The organism is Tenacibaculum xiamenense (assembly GCF_964513065.1).
GTDB lineage: Bacteria > Bacteroidota > Bacteroidia > Flavobacteriales > Flavobacteriaceae > Polaribacter > Polaribacter xiamenense.
Genome location: NZ_CAZEQU010000042.1, coordinates 527,289 through 544,690 on the forward strand (window position 1 = coordinate 527,289; position 17,402 = coordinate 544,690).

Below are 17,402 nucleotides of genomic sequence, written 5' to 3' on the forward strand. Positions count from 1 at the left end.
TAAAGTTTATAGTATGTTTTTTAGGTTGTTATAGTCGATAAAGTAAACAAGCCTTAGAGAAAAAGTATGCTGCATATCTTGCTCAAATAGTCTACTCAAATTATCAGCAAAACTAATGTCAGCAGGAGCAAAATTATTGCTTGGATTAATTGAGTTTCTATAGAATGCTATTAACTGACTTCCTGGAGCAAATTGCCAAACATAGTTTAAGTCGATATTCCAACTATTAAAATTACGATCATGATCTTCATTATAAATACTGGCAACTAAATTACCGTTGGTTTCATCTAAACTATAAAAATTGTTATCATAATAAGGAACCTTACTCCAATTATGCCTAAAACTTAGTGATAAAGAAGAGAGTGCACTAAAGCTGTATTTCCCTGTCAGTGTGTTATTATATGTTGTCCAATCTCTTTCTCCAAAAATAATATCACCTTCTATAGCTGAATATTGAGGGTTATCGTTTGCATAGCTCTCACTGATTTTTCTTACGTATCCTTGATCTCTATTGGTTTGACTGTATCTGAAACCATATACTAATGAAAAGCGATTGCTAAATCGATATCTCGGGGCAAATCTGAAACCATATCCTTCTTTAGGATTATCTTTAAAGAAGTTGTAAAACCAGTTATAATCAACAGCAAACTTTTTTCTATAATCGGTAGACCCCCAGTGGTTTATATTTATTCTTTGCGGAGCTTTAAAGTAGATTCCACTTCGAGTTCCTTGTCTTGGCTCAAAAAAGTCTTTTCTCTCGGTACTAAAGTTTAAATTTCCTCCAAATCCGAATCTCTTTCTAGTTTCTGACCAAAATGAAAGTCCTCCGTTAGCGCCAACATAAGTTCCTGGATTGTGTAAGAAGTTTACATTATAATAAAAGTTAACTCCGTAATTATTGAATATACCTTTCGGTTGTAATAATCGATAGCCGAGGAAACCATAAATTCTCTGTTGGTTGTTTCTGAAAAAGATTCCAAAATCATTAGGATCAAAATCTTTGTTTTGGAAGTTGTATCCAATTTCTCCTCTCCAATTTCCAGCATGTTTACCAATGCTAGTATCAAAAGTGTACCCAGCACTCGGTTTTGTGTCATCATCGGATAGGTGACTCATTCTAAAAGAACCATCGATGTTATAGGTACTCTTTTTATCTTCAACATGCCACTTGATTCCTGTAGTATTTGCATCTCTAAATTCACCAACTCGAGTTACATTTGTGTTGATCAACGAAACAAAAGAATTTTGATTAAACTGTTGATCTAAAACTAAAATATTATAATTAGAAAAAGGGTTGGTAACCAATGTTCTAGTTTCGTTGGTTGTTTTATTTCTTACCGTAGCTTCTGTTTTGGCTGTAATTGCATTAAAAAAACCAATACCAAGACCCTTTTTCGTTCGTCCCGATATTTTTACTGCATTCAGCATGTCTACTTTACTAGGATTGTCAATTATTTCTTCATCATCACTTATTTGACTTTTAACATCAAATTGATCGATTGGACTTCCACCAATTCTTCTAGAATAAAACAAGTTTGTTATATTAAATAGCTCTGTTCCTTCTGTAAAAAATTGTCTTTGTTCAGTAAATTGTTGTTCAAAGGGACCTAAGTTTAGGACTACATTGTCAAAAGCAACTTGACCAAAATCAGGTATTAATGTTGCATCCAAGGTAAAGTTTTCTGTAAGCCCATATTTAATATCCATTCCAACACTCCAATCGAAATCGTTTTTACCTTTGTTAATCTTTACAGTAGAGGAAGCATAAGGGTAAAAAATCAAACGAGTAGGAGGTTTTATATCTTTTAAGTTTTCAAGAAGCCCATCATATTGGGTCCATCTTCCAACTTGATTGTCAACATGGTTCCATGTGAATTGAGCATTTAAATTTTGAACTCTTCTGTGAAAGTTTATACCCCATGATTGAACAGCTTCATTTGCAAACCTGAGTGCTCGATAAGGAATTTTCATTTCAACTATCCAAGCTTTTTCAGTAAAACGAACACTACTGTCCCAAACGGCGCTCCAATTAAAGTCTTCATCTCCATTAGAAATTTTCGCATCCGCTTGAACTCCAGAGCTAGTAACAATAAACTCGAAAGGGTTTTGCCCATCGTCATTTGGGTTTATTGTCATTAAAAAGAAATCAGCATTACCGATATTATCTCTATTGGTAAATTCAGCAGGGATTTTGCTTGGATCCGGAGCTTCCATTTCGGCACTGACATAAATAGCCTGATCATCATAAACTAGTTTTACCCGAGTTTTGTGAGTGCTAGGTTCGGTTTTACCATTGTCTGGACGCAACATAATGAAGTCCGAAGCTTCTTCTGCTTTATCCCAGGCATCATCATTGATTTTGCCATCTATTTTTGGAGCCTTAGAAATTCTGGTTGCAGAAATTCTTTTCCGATTCGCATTTAATGTCTGTGCTTTTGATATTCGTGGAATAACTAAAAACACTAGCGACAGTAATACAATATTGTTACGCATAGTTGATTGAATGTAGTGAAATGCTAAATTATTTATGAATCCCCCAAAGAATTCATAAAATGTTGTTAATTACTGTAAAGACACGTTAAAAATTGCATCGTTACAGTTGAAATGTTAAAAAAATGTAAAAAAAGGAATTCCTTAACAGAATATTAATTGTAATAAATCCAGTAAAATAAACTTCAATTTATGATGTTTTACAAATTGAATTTGTATTTTTGTTCGACTTTAAAAACATTCTTATCTAATGAACTTACACGAATATCAAGGTAAAGAAATTTTAAGCAGTTTTGGCGTTCGTACACAACGCGGAATTGTGGCAAACACTCCAGAAGAAGCTGTTGAAGCAGCAAAGAAATTGACTGAAGAAACAGGAACTGGATGGCATGTAATAAAAGCTCAAATTCACGCAGGTGGACGTGGAAAAGGAGGTGGAGTTAAGTTAGCGAAGAACTTAGATGAGGTAAATAGTATTTCTAATGACATTTTAGGAATGATGTTGATTACTCCTCAAACTCCAGCAGAAGGAAAATTGGTGAATCAAGTTTTGGTTGCTGAGGATGTTTATTATCCAGGAGATAGTGAACCTAATGAGTTTTATATGTCTGTTTTATTAAACCGTGCTTCGGGTAAGAATATGATTATGTATTCTACAGAAGGAGGTATGGACATTGAAGCGGTTGCAGAAGAAACTCCACATTTAATATTTACAGAAGAAATTGATCCTGCTACAGGGTTATTGCCTTTTCAAGCTCGTAAGATTGCCTTTAACTTAGGTTTATCAGGAGCTGCGTTTAAGGATATGACTAAGTTCGTAACGGCATTATATACTGCTTACGTAAAGTCAGATTCTTCTTTATTTGAAATTAATCCAGTATTAAAAACATCTGATGACAAGATTTTAGCTGTTGATGCTAAAGTTACTTTAGATGAAAACGCTTTGTATCGTCATAAAGATTATGCTGAAATGCGTGATTTACGTGAAGAGAATCCAATTGAAGTTGAAGCAAAAGCAGCTGGATTAAACTATGTAGATTTAGACGGAAACGTTGGATGTATGGTAAACGGTGCTGGTTTAGCAATGGGTACTATGGATTTGATTAAGCAAGCAGGAGGAGAGCCAGCTAACTTCTTAGATGTTGGTGGTACTGCTGATGCGCAACGTGTTGAAACTGCATTTGGTATTATTTTAAAAGACCCTAATGTAAAGGCTATTTTAGTAAACATTTTTGGTGGTATTGTACGTTGTGACCGTGTTGCTCAAGGTGTTGTTGATGCATATAAAAACATGGGAGATAAAATAAACGTGCCAATCATTTGTCGTTTACAAGGAACAAATGCTAAAGAAGCAAAAGAATTAATTGATAACAGTGGAATGGAAATCATCTCAGCGACTGAGTTCCAAGAAGCTGCTGATAAAGTACAAGAAGTACTTCAAGTAAAGGCTTAATTGCCACAATTAATTCTTAGTTAGATAAATAAAATCCCCTCATTGTACAATGAGGGGATTATTTTTTATTTACTCTCTACTGGGTAAATATCTTGAGAGCTGATTAGTTCGTAAAAGTTTAAAGTTTTTGACAATGTTATTTTTATAAAACTCTCAAAAGCTTGTCCTTAAGAAAATTATTTCAGTTTTTCCTTTAGCAAAGTTATTTCATCTCTTAATTGAGCTGCAACGATAAAATCAAGGGCTTTGGCTGCTTCCTCCATTTGTTTGCGTTTATCCCTAATTCGCTTCTCTATTTCTTCTTTTGGTAAATATTCTAAATCTTGTTCTGCTGCTTTTTGAGCCGCATTATCATATTGATAGGTTGTTATGGCCTTTTTAGAAAGTGTATCATCAATTCTCTTATTGATTTGTTTTGGGGTAATGTTGTTTTTAGTGTTGTAGTTAATCTGTTTTTCTCTTCTTCTATTAGTTTCATCAATAGTCATTTGCATGCTATTTGTTATCTTGTCGGCATACATAATAGCTTTTCCATTAACATTTCTAGCCGCTCTACCGACGGTTTGTGTTAATGAACGATGACTTCTAAGAAAACCTTCTTTATCAGCATCTAATATTGCTACTAAAGAAACTTCAGGTAAATCTAGTCCCTCACGAAGAAGGTTTACACCAATTAAAACATCAAACAATCCTTTTCTCAAGTCCTGCATAATTTCAACTCTTTCTAACGTATCGACATCAGAATGTATGTAACGACAACGTATTTGAATTCTGGTTAAATATTTAGCAAGTTCTTCCGCCATTCTTTTGGTTAAAGTAGTAACTAAAGTTCGTTCATCCTTTTCTACTCTAATTTGAATTTCTTCGATAAGATCATCAATTTGATTTTGACTTGGACGTATTTCGATTTCTGGATCTAAAAGACCCGTTGGGCGAATGACTTGCTCAACAAATAATCCCTCTGTTTTTTGTAATTCATAATCCGCTGGGGTAGCTGAGACATAAATTACTTGATTTTGGAGTATTTCAAACTCTTCAAATTTTAAAGGTCTGTTGTCCATGGCGGCAGGTAATCTAAAACCATATTCAACAAGATTTTCTTTTCTACTTCTATCACCACCATACATTGCATGAACTTGAGGTACAGTAACATGACTTTCGTCAATGACCATTAAATAATCTTCTGGAAAATAATCTAATAAACAGAAAGGTCTTGTTCCTGCTTCTCGTCCATCCAAATAACGAGAATAATTTTCTATCCCAGAGCAATAGCCTAACTCCCTAATCATTTCCAAATCAAATTCAGTACGTTCTTTTAAACGTTTTGCTTCAAGGTGTTTCTCTATTTCATTGAAATAATCAAATTGCTTAACCAAATCATCTTGAATTTGATGTATTGCGTTTTGTAACACATCTGGCGAGGTTACAAATAAATTGGCAGGATAGATATTTAATTGATCTAATCGGGCAATTGTCTCATTAGACTCAATATCAAAAGTTTCGATTTCTTCTATTTCATCACCAAAAAAATGAATACGATATGCGCTATCACCATAGGAAGGGTAAATGGTAACAACATCCCCTTTTACCTTAAAGGTTCCACTTTTTATTTCGACTTCAGTTCTTGCATATAAACTTGTCACTAATTGGTGTAAAAACTTAGTTCTAGAAATTTGCTGGTCGACTTCAATTGTAATAACGTTTTTCTTAAACTCAATAGGGTTTCCAATACCATATAAACAAGAAACCGAAGCAACGACTAACACATCCCTTCGTCCAGATAATAGTGAGGAAGAAGTGCTAATCCTTAATCTTTCTATTTCGTCATTAATGGAAAGATCTTTTTCTATGTACGTCCCAGTTACAGGGATATAGGCTTCTGGTTGATAATAATCATAATAAGAAACAAAATATTCAACAGCATTATTTGGAAAGAATTGCTTAAACTCTGAGTATAGCTGAGCGGCCAAAGTTTTGTTATGAGCTAATACCAAAGTAGGTCTATTTACTTCTGCAATTACATTTGCTACAGAAAAGGTTTTTCCAGATCCAGTAACCCCTAATAGAGTTTGATACTTTTCTTCGTTAACAATTCCTTGAGCTAATTGTTTTATTGCTTGTGGTTGATCTCCTGTAGGTTTGAAATCAGATTGTAAGTCGAAATTCATATAACAAAAATAGGGATAGTTTTATTTCAAAACTATCCCTATTTTCTTAAAAACTTATTTTTTAAAGATTATTTTCTTAATAAAGAGAAATGACCATTATGGAAATAGTCTTTCCCTTTTTTATCTGTTAAGTGAATCTTAAACCAATAATCATCGGAAGGCAGTGTGTTTCCGTTAAACGTTCCATCCCAACCTTCTCCGTCAACAGGAATGGTTGCAACTGGTTTTCCATATCTATCAAATATATAAATACTGCTAGTTGGATAAAAGCTAGAATTAGCCCCCTTTACTTTCCAAGTATCGTTGTAACCATCGTTGTTTGGAGTTAAAAATTTAGGGTATTGTATAACGGAGATTGTAAGACTAGCATCCGGTGAACAACCATTTTTATCATTAACAATAACAGTGTAAATCCCGCCTGTAATATCAGTGAATAATGGTTCGTCCTGAAAAGAGGTTTGGTCTCCTGTTTCATTTATTAAAGAGAATTGATAATCTCCAATTCCTAAATTATTATTTTCAGTAACAACTTTAATAGAATAGGTGTTTAGCCCGTTATTATTAGTATCATCAACAACAACAATATCATCCTCATTTAGAGTTGGATTTATAGATTCATTAACTGTGATTTCAATGTTTCTTTCACAATTAGTCCCGTCTTTCATAATTGCTTTAACAACATAAATACCACCATTAGTAACGTCTAAAAAAGAATCATTACTTAAAATAGTATTATTCCCTTTCAATCTCCATTCATAATCGTAATCAGCCATTGGATTCAAAGACTCTAATCGAGTTTGAGGGTTGTTTAAACAAACTATTACAGGTGAATCTACTGTGAAATTAGGTAATGGATTTATGATAATATTAAAACTTAAATTATCATTTACACATCCAGTCTGATTGTTTGCAACACGAACAAAAATCTCTTGATTATTGTTTAAGTTTTCATAAGTGCTACCATTAATTGCATTGTTTCCTGTTTGTGCATCGGCTTGAGATTCATGAAATGTAACGATGTAATTAGCATGTTCTGAAGATGCGTAATTTGCCAAAATTTCAGGAATTTTAGTTTGTAATGAAACATTACCGTTAATACCATTTGTATCATCACTGCTACTGTCTGTGGTATTATCACAATCGACGTAGTTGTTTATATTTAAAGGAATGTTAGGTTCAGGATAAATAACTAATTGTAGTGTAGATATCCCATATCTACATCCTGTTGTAGTGTTCAAAATACTTATATGAATTATTTCTGTAGCTGGATCATCACTTGTTAAACTTGATGGGAAGTTGGTTGTTAAAGGATCGTTAGAATAACTTGTTTTAGATAATGGGTTTGTCCCATCACGAGCCTCTTGAGCTGTTTTATGATAACTCACTTGAAATTGAGTGGCATCTCTACCATTTAGAACATCAACATCTCTATCTCCTAAAGCAATGTTTTGAGCAAGCCTATTTCTAGGGTCACTATCACTAGATGTAGGGATGTCGCATACTTCTAGATTTGGGATAGTGTTAGATATTGTAGGTAACGGGTGAATAATAATATTAAAGGATATATGATCATTAAAACATCCACTATTGTTATTTTCTACTCTTACATAAATTGTTTGATTATCTCTAACTGTATTTGTGAAATTGGTATCATTTACAATTGGATTACTATCTGTATTTGCGTCAGCAGCGGTTATATGAAATGTAACTGTATAGTCTGAAGGAGATAAAGAGCCAAGAATAGAAGTAACTTGGTCCCTAAGATTAATACCTATGTTTATTCCATCATCAAAAGCCCCACTAACAAAGTCATCACAAAATTCAATATTATTTACACTGTTGGCTGGAGGAACAGGATCAACATTGAGAGTAATATGATGTCCCAACCCTAAGCAGTCATTGTCTAGATCACTATCTACACGAACATAAATTTGTTGAGTGTTTGGTGAGTTTATGTTTCTAAAATTAGAAATATCTTGAATGGCATTTTGTTCGGCAAGTGCGTCTGCTTCATTTTCATAATATGTCACATTAATCTGTTGCCCTATAGCAGTAAACATGTTTCTTATTTCGATATCTACTGAACTAAAGTTAAAACTACTGATACCATCAGTATCACTATTTGTTGCTGAATTATTTCCATTGGCATCTAGAAAATCATCACAAGTATTAAAAGTTCTTTGAAAAGTAGCAGGAATTCCCGTAGTAGAAACTGTTAGGTTTATCTCAGCAATTTTTACACACCCATTAGCATTTGTTACCGTGGACCAAACTTTATCTGAGGTTGCAGTGGCGTTTCTATAAACCGTAGGGTTTGTAATTGGTGATAAGTTGTTTTGCGCATCATTTAATGATTCGTAAAAAACAAAAGTTTCATTTTGATAGTTACTTGAAATATCACTTCTGGCTTCTTCTAAATTAAAATCGGCAAAAGCATCCGTATTATCGTCACATTGTTTTAATTCAACAACACTATTGATATTAGGAAGGGCATTCACTACCAAATCAAAAGTAACAGATGAGTCATTACAAGCTATATTGTTATTGTTCTCTATTCTAACATAAATTGTTTGTGTATTTGCAGTTTCATTTCTATATGGAGTGTCCTTATCAATAATATCGGTTGTATTATCAGTTTGTGCTCCAGTCAATGTTTTGTGGTAGGTGATTGAGTATAATGAAGTATTCAGACTTCCTAAAATTTCGGAGTCTTTTGTATTTAAAAGAAAATTGTTGTAAAACCCATCGGTATCACCTCCATTAGTTAAATCGTCGCATACTTCATAATTAACCGGAGTTTGTGGAGTAGGTATTCCAGTGATACTTAGATTGAATGTTTTAATATCATAACAGGCATCTGGAGCAGCTATGTTGTGCATCCTTGCATATATTGTTTGATTACTAAAAGCTGTTTGATTAGTGTAAGGGTTTGCTAAAGCATTTGTGTTATTATCAGCATCACTTTGATTCAAGAAATAGGTAACTTCAAATGCTGTAGCGCTCTGCCCATTTAAAACTTGAGGGGTAACATCAGTTTGTAAATCGAAGGCATTGAATCCATCATTATCAAGATCACAAAAGTTGATGTCATTGGGTTGCGAAGCGCTTGTAGCTTCATAAACTTCAATTTTAAATACCCCTTCTTGTTCAACTGTATTACCACAATCATCAATGCGTGTTACAATCAATTTGTATTCTCCAGCGTCGTTGGTTGTTAATGGTCCTAAATTAAGAGTAATGCTATTGGAAATGGTCGATGTCGTAGTTCCATTATCAAAGGTCCATTCATATGTTACATTTGTTCCAGAAACGGGATCTGGAGCTATTGTTTTTGAATCACCAATACAAAACTGTAGGTCTTGATTATTTACAGCAACTCCGGTATTTTGATCTTTAATTTCAATTGGAAGTAGTAAAGATGAAATAAAAGGAGGTAATCCTTGAGTAGATTTTCTTCCATTTAAATTAATAGCATCTATTGTAAATATGATATCATCTGCATCTGAGTCGGGGTTTTCTATAACATCAAGGTGTGTTGTAAAACCCGAAGGAGTACTATAGGTTTGAGGAATAGTGGCATATATTTTTCCATCCGGACCTAATTGTAACGCTCCTCTAAAGCCATTTTGCTCGTGAATTAACTCTTTTGTTGTAGAAATGTTCGTTTGAGTTAAGTCAAACTGAAAAAGTTTATAAGTACTTGGAATGTTAATGTTATCAGTAAAGAAAGCAGTTGTTGAAATATATAGTTTTTGAGAATTTCTTGAAAATTCAACACCGTAAGGTTCATTATCAGTGAAGCTAGTAAGTGTTTTACCATCGTTAATTACTTGACCTGTAGTGTTATTAAAAGTAAATAAAAAAGACTCATTATTTCCTTGATTGGCCACTGCTAACTTTTTTCCGTCGGGAGATAACTTTAGGTAACCTCGTCTCGAAAGATTATTGGATACATTAGATATTACTGGAGTTAAATCAATTCCAGTTTCAGTTACCTTATAAGCATAAAACTGAGAACTAGTTGAAGAAACTACCCAAAAGGTGTTGCATTCTGTACCTCTTACAGCAGCAACTTTTTCAGTCCAGATACCTTGATTTCCTTGTGATAAACTTGTAAAAAAGCTTCCATTGCCATTTTCATCAATTAATTCTCCTAGCCCTGAATTTAATGACATATCAATAGTGTATACATTAAATCCTTGTGCAGGTTGAATAATATTTCCGTCAAAATCTCTATCTGGACCATCATCAACGGTGAATAAATAGTAGATGCTGTTTGAATTTGGCTTTGGAATAATCATTCCTGATTGACTACTCGAAGGGTTTCCTTTTAAATTATTTGCAAGGTTACCATTCGAGTAGTTCATTATATTATGATTTTTATTCCAAACGGTAATTCCATCGGAATAAAATAACAGATCACCATTTGCATCGGAAAAAGAGGAGCAGCCTTCAAGTGTGTTTAAAACCCCATTGGTAATTCCAGTTGGAGGTACAGTATTGAAGTCGATTCCGGCATTTTCTCCAAAGTACCAAATGTTGGCTTCTTTCTGAGCGTAGGTAAAAAATGTTATAAATAAAGTTAGTGATAGTAATTGTAGTTTTCTCATTGTTAGTAAATCTTCCCAAGATTATAACAGCTAAACTACTTAAAACCCTTTATAAATCTCTCTTTTTTAACAAAAAATACGATAAATATATAAAAATAGCGGTCCAAATTAACACAATTATAATGTTAGTGAAACTAACAGAATAGTCTTTTGAGAATTCTGTACCAATTTGATTTGCTATAGATTTTACGGCACCTAATCTAGACCCTGGCTCTATAATAAGGTTTTGCATTGCTTCTAAAGGAAGGAAGTTTTTAATACTTTGAGCCGTATCCCAATTGTTAACTACTTTCCATCCAAGTATTCCATAAATAAGCCATTCTACACAATACCATACTATCATCGCTCCAACTGCAAAAGCTGAACGTTTAATTAATATCCCTAAAAATAATCCAAAAGAGAAAAAACCAACCAATTTTACAAAAAATGCTAGAAGGTAGTCTAAGTCCGATAAAATAATTGATAGTTCGTTAAAATCTGAATAGATAAGTCCTAAAACTAATGAGGTTACGAATACAAATACCATTGAAACAAAGGCAAAAGCAACAACCGTATAAAATTTAGATAGGATGAATTCCTTTTTACTTAAACCGTCTATTAAATTTTGTTTGAGTGTTTTATAGCTATATTCATTGGCCATCATAGATACGATAACTAATAGTAAAAAGAATTTAAAGATAGCAGCTACATAAGTGTTAAAATGCCAGATATATGGAAAGTTAAAAATACCTTGCTCGGCTAAATGAAATTTAATAGGGCCAATATCAAATTTAATTGCTGCGATTAATGCAATTGATGTTAATAGCGCAAAATATATGATTGAAAGAACTCTACTGGCTCTGTTATGTTTTAGTTTATGAAATTCAATATTTAAAAGTCGAAACATGCGTAATAGTGGTTTAGTTGTTGTTAGTTAAATCTAAAAATTGTTGCTCTAATGTTGGTTTTCTTTTTACTAAATGAGAAACTGCAATATTCTTTTCAAAGAGATATTTATTTAAAGTTGCTGCCGAAATATCGTTTTCAAGTTGAATAATAATGAGATCACCATCAATATTAACACTAGCAGTTTCGTGATAATTTTTCAATACATTAACAACGCTTTCGATATCATCTTCTGTTTTTACTTCAATAATACCATTTGATGCTACCATGGTTTCAACTCTACCGCTGTAAAGTTTTTCTCCTTTTCTAAGAACAATAACATGTGAACAAACCTTTTCAACTTCATCCAACAAGTGTGAGGCTAATAAAATGGTAGTTCCGTTTTTAGCAATAGATTTAATAATTTGACGAATTTCATGAATACCTTGAGGATCTAAACCATTTGTAGGCTCATCTAATATCAAAATTTCAGGATCATTTAGTAACGCTGAAGCAATAGCTAAGCGCTGTTTCATACCTAAAGAATAGGTTTTAAACTTATCGTTTTTTCTTTCAAATAAGTTTACAGCTTGTAGCTTTTCGTCAATTTTATCGTAAGAAACTCCTTTTATTCTACAAATTAACTCTAAATTCTGAGTAGCGGTCATAAAAGGATAAAAGTTGGGACGCTCAATAATAGCTCCTACCTTTTTTAAAGCTTGGTGGGTAGATGTATTTCCATTAAACCAGCTAAATGAACCAGAGGTTTTGTTAACCACATTTAATATGATTCCAAGAGTGGTAGATTTTCCGCTTCCATTCGGACCTAAAATACCATAGATGTTACCTTTTTGTATATCAAAAGATAAATCCTTTACTGCCTGAATTCGACCGTAATTTTTATTTAGGTTTTTAATTGATAGTATAGTTTCCAAGCTCATGTTTTTTATGTTATGTAATTAAGACGACTTTTCTATTTTTTTGTTACAATAAAAAAGCTTCCTAAATATAAGGAAGCTTTTCTATATGTAGTAAGTAAATAATTTTGGATTAAGATTTATCAATTAATCTAAAACCTTCTCCATGGATGTTTAGTATTTCAACATCCTCATCGCTTTTTAAGTACTTTCTCAGTTTTGCAATGTAAACATCCATACTTCGAGATGTAAAATAATTATCATCTCTCCATATTTTAGTTAGAGCAAGTTCACGTGGCATTAAATCGTTTTTGTGAACCGCTAACATTCTTAATAATTTACTTTCTTTAGGAGAAAGTTTTTGAGGTTCGTTTCCATCAAAACTTAAATGACGTAGTTTAGAGTTAAAATCGAATTTACCTATTTTAAATTCAAACTCTTCATTATCTGTTGATTTCTCACTTTCTTTACGTTGTAAGATTGCCTTTATTTTATGCAATAATACTTCCGAGTCGAAAGGTTTGTTTAAATAATCATCAGCTCCTACTTGATATCCTCTTAAAACATCTTCTTTTAATGTTTTTGCAGTTAAGAAAATAATAGGAATTTCTTTATTTGTTGTACGAATGTCCTCTGCTAGAGAGAAACCATCTTTTCTTGGCATCATTACATCTAAAATACATAGGTCATACTCTGTGTTTTTAAACATAATTAATCCATCAATCCCGTCTTTTGCATGCGTTACATTGTAATCATTGAGGGCTAAATAATCTTTGAGCACGGTTCCGAAATTCGGATCGTCTTCTACTAATAGAATTTTTTTACTTCCCATTGTATCCTTTCATTTTATATTAATGGTAATTTAACTGTAAATGTACTTCCTTTACTTTTTTCACTTTCAACGTAAACAGTTCCTTGGTGGTTATCAACAATTTCTTTTACATATGCTAATCCCAGACCGTGTCCTTTTACGTTGTGTATATTTCCTTTATGTTCTCTATAAAACTTATTGAAAACATATTTTTGAGCATTTCTACTCATTCCAATTCCTTCGTCTTTAATCTTTAAGATAAAATATTTATTTGTACTTTCAGTAAACACGTCAATTTTAGGTTCACTTTCAGAGTACTTGACTGCATTTTCAAGTATGTTTACAACTACATTTGTCAAATGAAACTTGTTACCAAGAGCTTCGGTAGAAATAGCTTCAAAATGAGTTGTTACTGATCCATTTTTATTTGCTACTAACAATTTAATGTGTTCAATGGCTTCATTAACAATGTCGTGCATGTCAATAGCATCCTTACTTATTTCAATTTGATTTTTTTCTAATTTCGATATTCTTAAAACGTTTTCTACTTGTCCATGCATTCTCTTATTTTCATCACGAATCATTTGAACATATCGCTTAACTTTCTCTTCATCTGAAATAATTTTTGGATTTTTTATGGCATCCAAAGCCAAATTGATGGTAGCGATGGGAGTTTTAAACTCATGGGTCATATTGTTTATAAAATCCGTTTTAATTTCAGATATCTTTTTTTGTCTAACTAGTTGATAAAGAGACGTCGAGAAGGCCGCAATAATTATACCAATAAACAATAAAGAGAGCAATAAAATTTTCATCATTCCCGAAATAAGATTCTCACTTCTATTTGGGAATTTTATATACAGTTTATACTTACTGTTTCCATTTTCATCTCCAAACAATGGATAGTAAAAGTTTTTCTTTGGTTCTATATTGAAATACCCTGATTTTAAAGGTGTTGCAAATCCATCATCATAAACACCATATTTGAATTCCTGTGTAATATTACGTTTTGCAAATTCTTCTTTCAATATTGAATTTAACTCTTTATTTGTAATTCTTCTTTGAATTAGGTTTAATTTTTGTGTTTCTCGATATGCCTTCTCTAACTGTTGTAAATTTAGGTCAGAGTGTGAGTCTCGAAATGAATATCTAGTTTCTTTCAAAGTAGGTGTTCCAAATTCTTCGTTAGTCGAAGTAAAAGCTTGAGAATAATAAACATCATTTTTACCGGATATCTGTTTAATCAGGATAGTGTCATTATCAATGAATTTGGAAGGTATTTTGAAGTTTTCTTCTAAAATTGTTGAAGAGAAGGTGAGTTTCGACTTTGCAGTTGTGTCAATAAGTTGAAACATAAAGTTTTTAAACTCTGCATTTTTCCTAAATACGCCATTCTTTTTAAATTGCGCAACATAGACTTCAAAATTCTTTAATTCCTTGTCTTTTATTCGTTCTGAACTTCGGTTTAACGCAACCGTTACATCATTATCAAATTGCTTTTGTTTATTACGAATGGCATCCTTAATCCAATACACCTGTACCGATATTATTCCTACCAATGAGATACTCATTAAAACAACAATTAAAATGAAGATTTTTTTGCCCATTTTTCAAAAATAATTCAATAAACCCAAGTGTAATTTTGTTTTAACTTAGATTAACAAATATTATATAAAATTAAGAAAAAATTAAGAAATATTGTAAAGTATGGTTAAATTAATACAAAGTGTTTGTTAAAATATTATGAATTTTAAAAACCTGAGATTCAGTGTTTTCAAGGTTTTTGTTAATAATAACATAGTGAGATTGTAGGGTTTTCAAGTCCTCACTCCATTGATTTTTAATTCTGTTTTTAACAGCTTTTTGAGTGGTTTTATCTCTTTTTACAACGCGATTAATTCTAACATCTAAAGGTGCTGTAACTGTTATTATTTTATCACAAAATGCATCGCTTTTATTTTCAAATAGTATTGCATTTTCGTAAACAATATAATTTTTGTCTTTATTATCTTTTATGAATTTATTAAGGTGCTTGTATACCTCTGGATGAACAATACTATTAAGTATTTTAAGTTTTGCTGAATCCTTAAAAACTATGTCGGCCAAATAAGGGCGGTTAAGTTCATTATTTAAATATGTGTCTTTTCCAAATTGTTCAATTAAACTTACCCTAATTGTCTCAGAGGAATTCATTAATTTTTTAGCTTCAATATCGGCGTAATAAACGATTACATTTTCGTATTTCTCAAACATCTTAGCAACTGTGGTTTTTCCACTACCAATACCTCCTGTTAATCCTACAACCATTTTATTTATGAATTAGAAAATCTATTTTATTCGGAACTATTCTGACCGATGATGTTATATTTATTTTTGATTTTAATTTAGGAACTAAATAAGGAAGGTTGTTTTTTAAAGATTCGTTATAATCACAATAGACTTCAAAAAAGTTAGAATCTATTTTATTGAAATTCTCAAGTCCAACCTTGTATATTATAGTAACTGTTTTTGGAAAAATGTTCACAGATTTTTTTTTGGGTAAATTGATAATAGAAATAGGAACTTCCATTTTTCCTTCAGTGAACTTATCTACTTTAAATTCCAGAGACGCTTTGCTATATTTTGTCTTTACTTTTTCAGGAATTACAATATTGATTTTTGTTTTTACATTATTAGAAACATTTGTTAGTTCTATTTCTTCGGTTTTTACTTTTTCAATAGTATCTAATAATGCCTTTGCTGCTGAAATAACAATTGAGTCTGGAACTAGCTTTATTGAAGATGCCAAATCGAATCCCTTTTTATAGCTTATGTTAATGTTTGGCTCTATAGAAACTTTTTTTGAATGAAGTTTGTTGATGTTAAAGAATATTGAATCTACATTTACTTTGTTAAGAGTTAACCCAGACTTTAATTGATTTTGAATTTCTGGTATTAGGTTTTTACTGAGAAGAAAATAGGTGGAATCCGTTTTTCTCGTAAGGTTTTTTAGATCAATAATTATAGGTTTATGAACAAAACTCGTTCCTATAAGTTTAAAGCCGTTAGCTTTTACAGATAAACTAATTTCTTTTGGAGGTTCGTTTAATATTAATTTGTCTTGCTCAATATTTTGATAGGAAACGTCCAAGTTGATATCGGTTACATATTCTTTAGAAAGATTCATAAGTAACCAGAAGAGAAGAGAAGCTATTAAAAAGCCCAAGAATGATTTAGGGATTGTAAAGGCCTTAGACAAAATAAAGGGTATTTAAAGAAAAAGTGAGCAATTTTGCTCACTTTTTAAATTATTTTTTCGCTTGAGGATCATATTTTTTGGTAAGCTCCATTGAAATTGCTGATCGCTCGAATTTAATTTTACCTGCTCCAGTTTCAATTGATACAGTATTGTCATTGTCGTTGATGTCGACAATTTTTCCATGAATACCACTTGAAGTGACAATTTTTGCCCCTTTTTTAATTGAAGATTGAAACTGTTTTTCTTTTTTTTGTCTTGCCATTTGAGGGCGAATCATAAAGAAGTATAATACTCCTATCATTAAAATGAAAGGAAGCATGCTCATGATTCCACCACCTTCGGCTTGTAAAAAAATTGCGTTTGTTAACATTATGAGTTATTTTTTTGTTTTGGTGTAACCATTCCAGTCACTTTTACTACTTCAGTTCCTTTTTCAGTGTTTGTATAAAGAGTAACAGACTTAGATTGTTTATTAGGTTTTCCGTTTGTATTAAAACTTACTTCGATATTTCCTGTAGTTCCAGGAGCAATAGGATCTTTTGGCCAAACAGGTACTGTACAACCACAAGTAGCTTTAGCATCAGTAATAACTAAATCAGATTTTCCATTGTTGGTAATTACGAAAGTAGTTTTTACCACTTCTCCCTCAGCAACAGTTCCAAAGTCGAAAGTTTCTTTATCGAATGAAGCTACAGGCGCTCCTTTGCTAATTTCACTATCTCTTTTGGTAGCGTTAGCTACATTTTCTTTATTAATTTTTGATTTAGCATTTCCCTTTGTACAAGAAACAAATGCTAAAGTTGATATCGCAATTGTTAGAGTTACTACTAGTTTTTTCATGATTAAATTAA

12 protein-coding genes are annotated in these 17,402 nt (G+C 32.1%); 1 reads left to right on the top strand and 11 read right to left on the bottom strand.

Translation table 11 applies throughout. The annotated features are described in order from the left end of the window. Positions 1-6: 6 nt before the first annotated feature. Entirely contained in the window at positions 7-2,493 is a 2,487-nt protein-coding gene (locus ACKTTV_RS21980; protein ID WP_408033024.1) for a DUF5916 domain-containing protein, read from the bottom strand. Between the two features lie 247 nt (positions 2,494-2,740). Between ACKTTV_RS21980 and sucC the strand changes: the two genes are divergently transcribed. Next, positions 2,741-3,943 (top strand): ADP-forming succinate--CoA ligase subunit beta, encoded by a 1,203-nt coding sequence (gene sucC / locus ACKTTV_RS21985; RefSeq protein WP_408033025.1) that lies wholly within the window; start codon positions 2,741-2,743, stop codon positions 3,941-3,943. A 176-nt stretch (positions 3,944-4,119) separates the two neighbouring features. Here the strand turns inward: sucC and uvrB are convergent, their stop codons facing one another. The 10 genes from uvrB to ACKTTV_RS22035 form a co-directional block, all read right to left on the bottom strand. Further along, on the bottom strand, positions 4,120-6,111 hold the full coding sequence (gene uvrB, locus ACKTTV_RS21990) for an excinuclease ABC subunit UvrB (RefSeq protein WP_408033026.1): 1,992 nt from the start codon (positions 6,109-6,111) through the stop codon (positions 4,120-4,122). Between the two features lie 68 nt (positions 6,112-6,179). Beyond that, entirely contained in the window at positions 6,180-10,721 is a 4,542-nt protein-coding gene (locus ACKTTV_RS21995; protein WP_408033027.1) for a T9SS type B sorting domain-containing protein, read from the bottom strand. Between the two features lie 49 nt (positions 10,722-10,770). Continuing rightward, the gene (locus ACKTTV_RS22000; protein WP_408033028.1) at positions 10,771-11,607 is read right to left on the bottom strand and encodes an ABC transporter permease; all 837 of its coding nucleotides are present in this window, start codon (positions 11,605-11,607) and stop codon (positions 10,771-10,773) included. A 13-nt stretch (positions 11,608-11,620) separates the two neighbouring features. Next, on the bottom strand, positions 11,621-12,520 hold the full coding sequence (locus ACKTTV_RS22005) for an ABC transporter ATP-binding protein (protein WP_408033029.1): 900 nt from the start codon (positions 12,518-12,520) through the stop codon (positions 11,621-11,623). A 115-nt stretch (positions 12,521-12,635) separates the two neighbouring features. Then, positions 12,636-13,334 carry a response regulator transcription factor gene (locus ACKTTV_RS22010; RefSeq protein WP_408033030.1) on the bottom strand — a complete coding sequence of 233 codons (699 nt, stop codon included), beginning with the start codon at positions 13,332-13,334 and terminating at the stop codon, positions 12,636-12,638. A 14-nt stretch (positions 13,335-13,348) separates the two neighbouring features. Next, positions 13,349-14,884 carry a sensor histidine kinase gene (locus ACKTTV_RS22015; protein ID WP_408033031.1) on the bottom strand — a complete coding sequence of 512 codons (1,536 nt, stop codon included), beginning with the start codon at positions 14,882-14,884 and terminating at the stop codon, positions 13,349-13,351. Positions 14,885-15,029: 145 nt separating this feature from the next. After that, positions 15,030-15,620 carry a dephospho-CoA kinase gene (gene coaE / locus ACKTTV_RS22020; RefSeq protein WP_408033032.1) on the bottom strand — a complete coding sequence of 197 codons (591 nt, stop codon included), beginning with the start codon at positions 15,618-15,620 and terminating at the stop codon, positions 15,030-15,032. Between the two features lies 1 nt (position 15,621). After that, complete coding sequence (locus ACKTTV_RS22025; RefSeq protein ID WP_408033033.1) at positions 15,622-16,551, bottom strand: CdaR family protein; 930 nt, start codon at positions 16,549-16,551, stop codon at positions 15,622-15,624. 49 nt (positions 16,552-16,600) lie between these two features. Further along, positions 16,601-16,921, bottom strand: a complete 321-nt coding sequence (gene yajC / locus ACKTTV_RS22030) for a preprotein translocase subunit YajC (RefSeq protein ID WP_408033034.1) — start codon at positions 16,919-16,921, stop codon at positions 16,601-16,603. Further along, the gene (locus ACKTTV_RS22035; RefSeq protein WP_408033035.1) at positions 16,921-17,391 is read right to left on the bottom strand and encodes a DUF1573 domain-containing protein; all 471 of its coding nucleotides are present in this window, start codon (positions 17,389-17,391) and stop codon (positions 16,921-16,923) included. The genes yajC and ACKTTV_RS22035 overlap by 1 nt, the downstream gene beginning before the upstream one ends. Positions 17,392-17,402 lie beyond the last annotated feature (11 nt).

What these genes read in the sequence shown, in the direction of transcription:
- uvrB (WP_408033026.1), bottom strand. Translation starts at nt 6,111, where the DNA reads ATGAATTTCGACTTACAATCTGATTTCAAACCTACAGGAGATCAACCA.
- ACKTTV_RS21980 (WP_408033024.1), bottom strand. Translation starts at nt 2,493, where the DNA reads ATGCGTAACAATATTGTATTACTGTCGCTAGTGTTTTTAGTTATTCCA.
- ACKTTV_RS21995 (WP_408033027.1), bottom strand. Translation starts at nt 10,721, where the DNA reads ATGAGAAAACTACAATTACTATCACTAACTTTATTTATAACATTTTTT.
- coaE (WP_408033032.1), bottom strand. Translation starts at nt 15,620, where the DNA reads ATGGTTGTAGGATTAACAGGAGGTATTGGTAGTGGAAAAACCACAGTT.
- ACKTTV_RS22035 (WP_408033035.1), bottom strand. Translation starts at nt 17,391, where the DNA reads ATGAAAAAACTAGTAGTAACTCTAACAATTGCGATATCAACTTTAGCA.
- ACKTTV_RS22000 (WP_408033028.1), bottom strand. Translation starts at nt 11,607, where the DNA reads ATGTTTCGACTTTTAAATATTGAATTTCATAAACTAAAACATAACAGA.
- ACKTTV_RS22010 (WP_408033030.1), bottom strand. Translation starts at nt 13,334, where the DNA reads ATGGGAAGTAAAAAAATTCTATTAGTAGAAGACGATCCGAATTTCGGA.
- ACKTTV_RS22015 (WP_408033031.1), bottom strand. Translation starts at nt 14,884, where the DNA reads ATGAGTATCTCATTGGTAGGAATAATATCGGTACAGGTGTATTGGATT.
- yajC (WP_408033034.1), bottom strand. Translation starts at nt 16,921, where the DNA reads ATGTTAACAAACGCAATTTTTTTACAAGCCGAAGGTGGTGGAATCATG.
- sucC (WP_408033025.1), top strand. Translation starts at nt 2,741, where the DNA reads ATGAACTTACACGAATATCAAGGTAAAGAAATTTTAAGCAGTTTTGGC.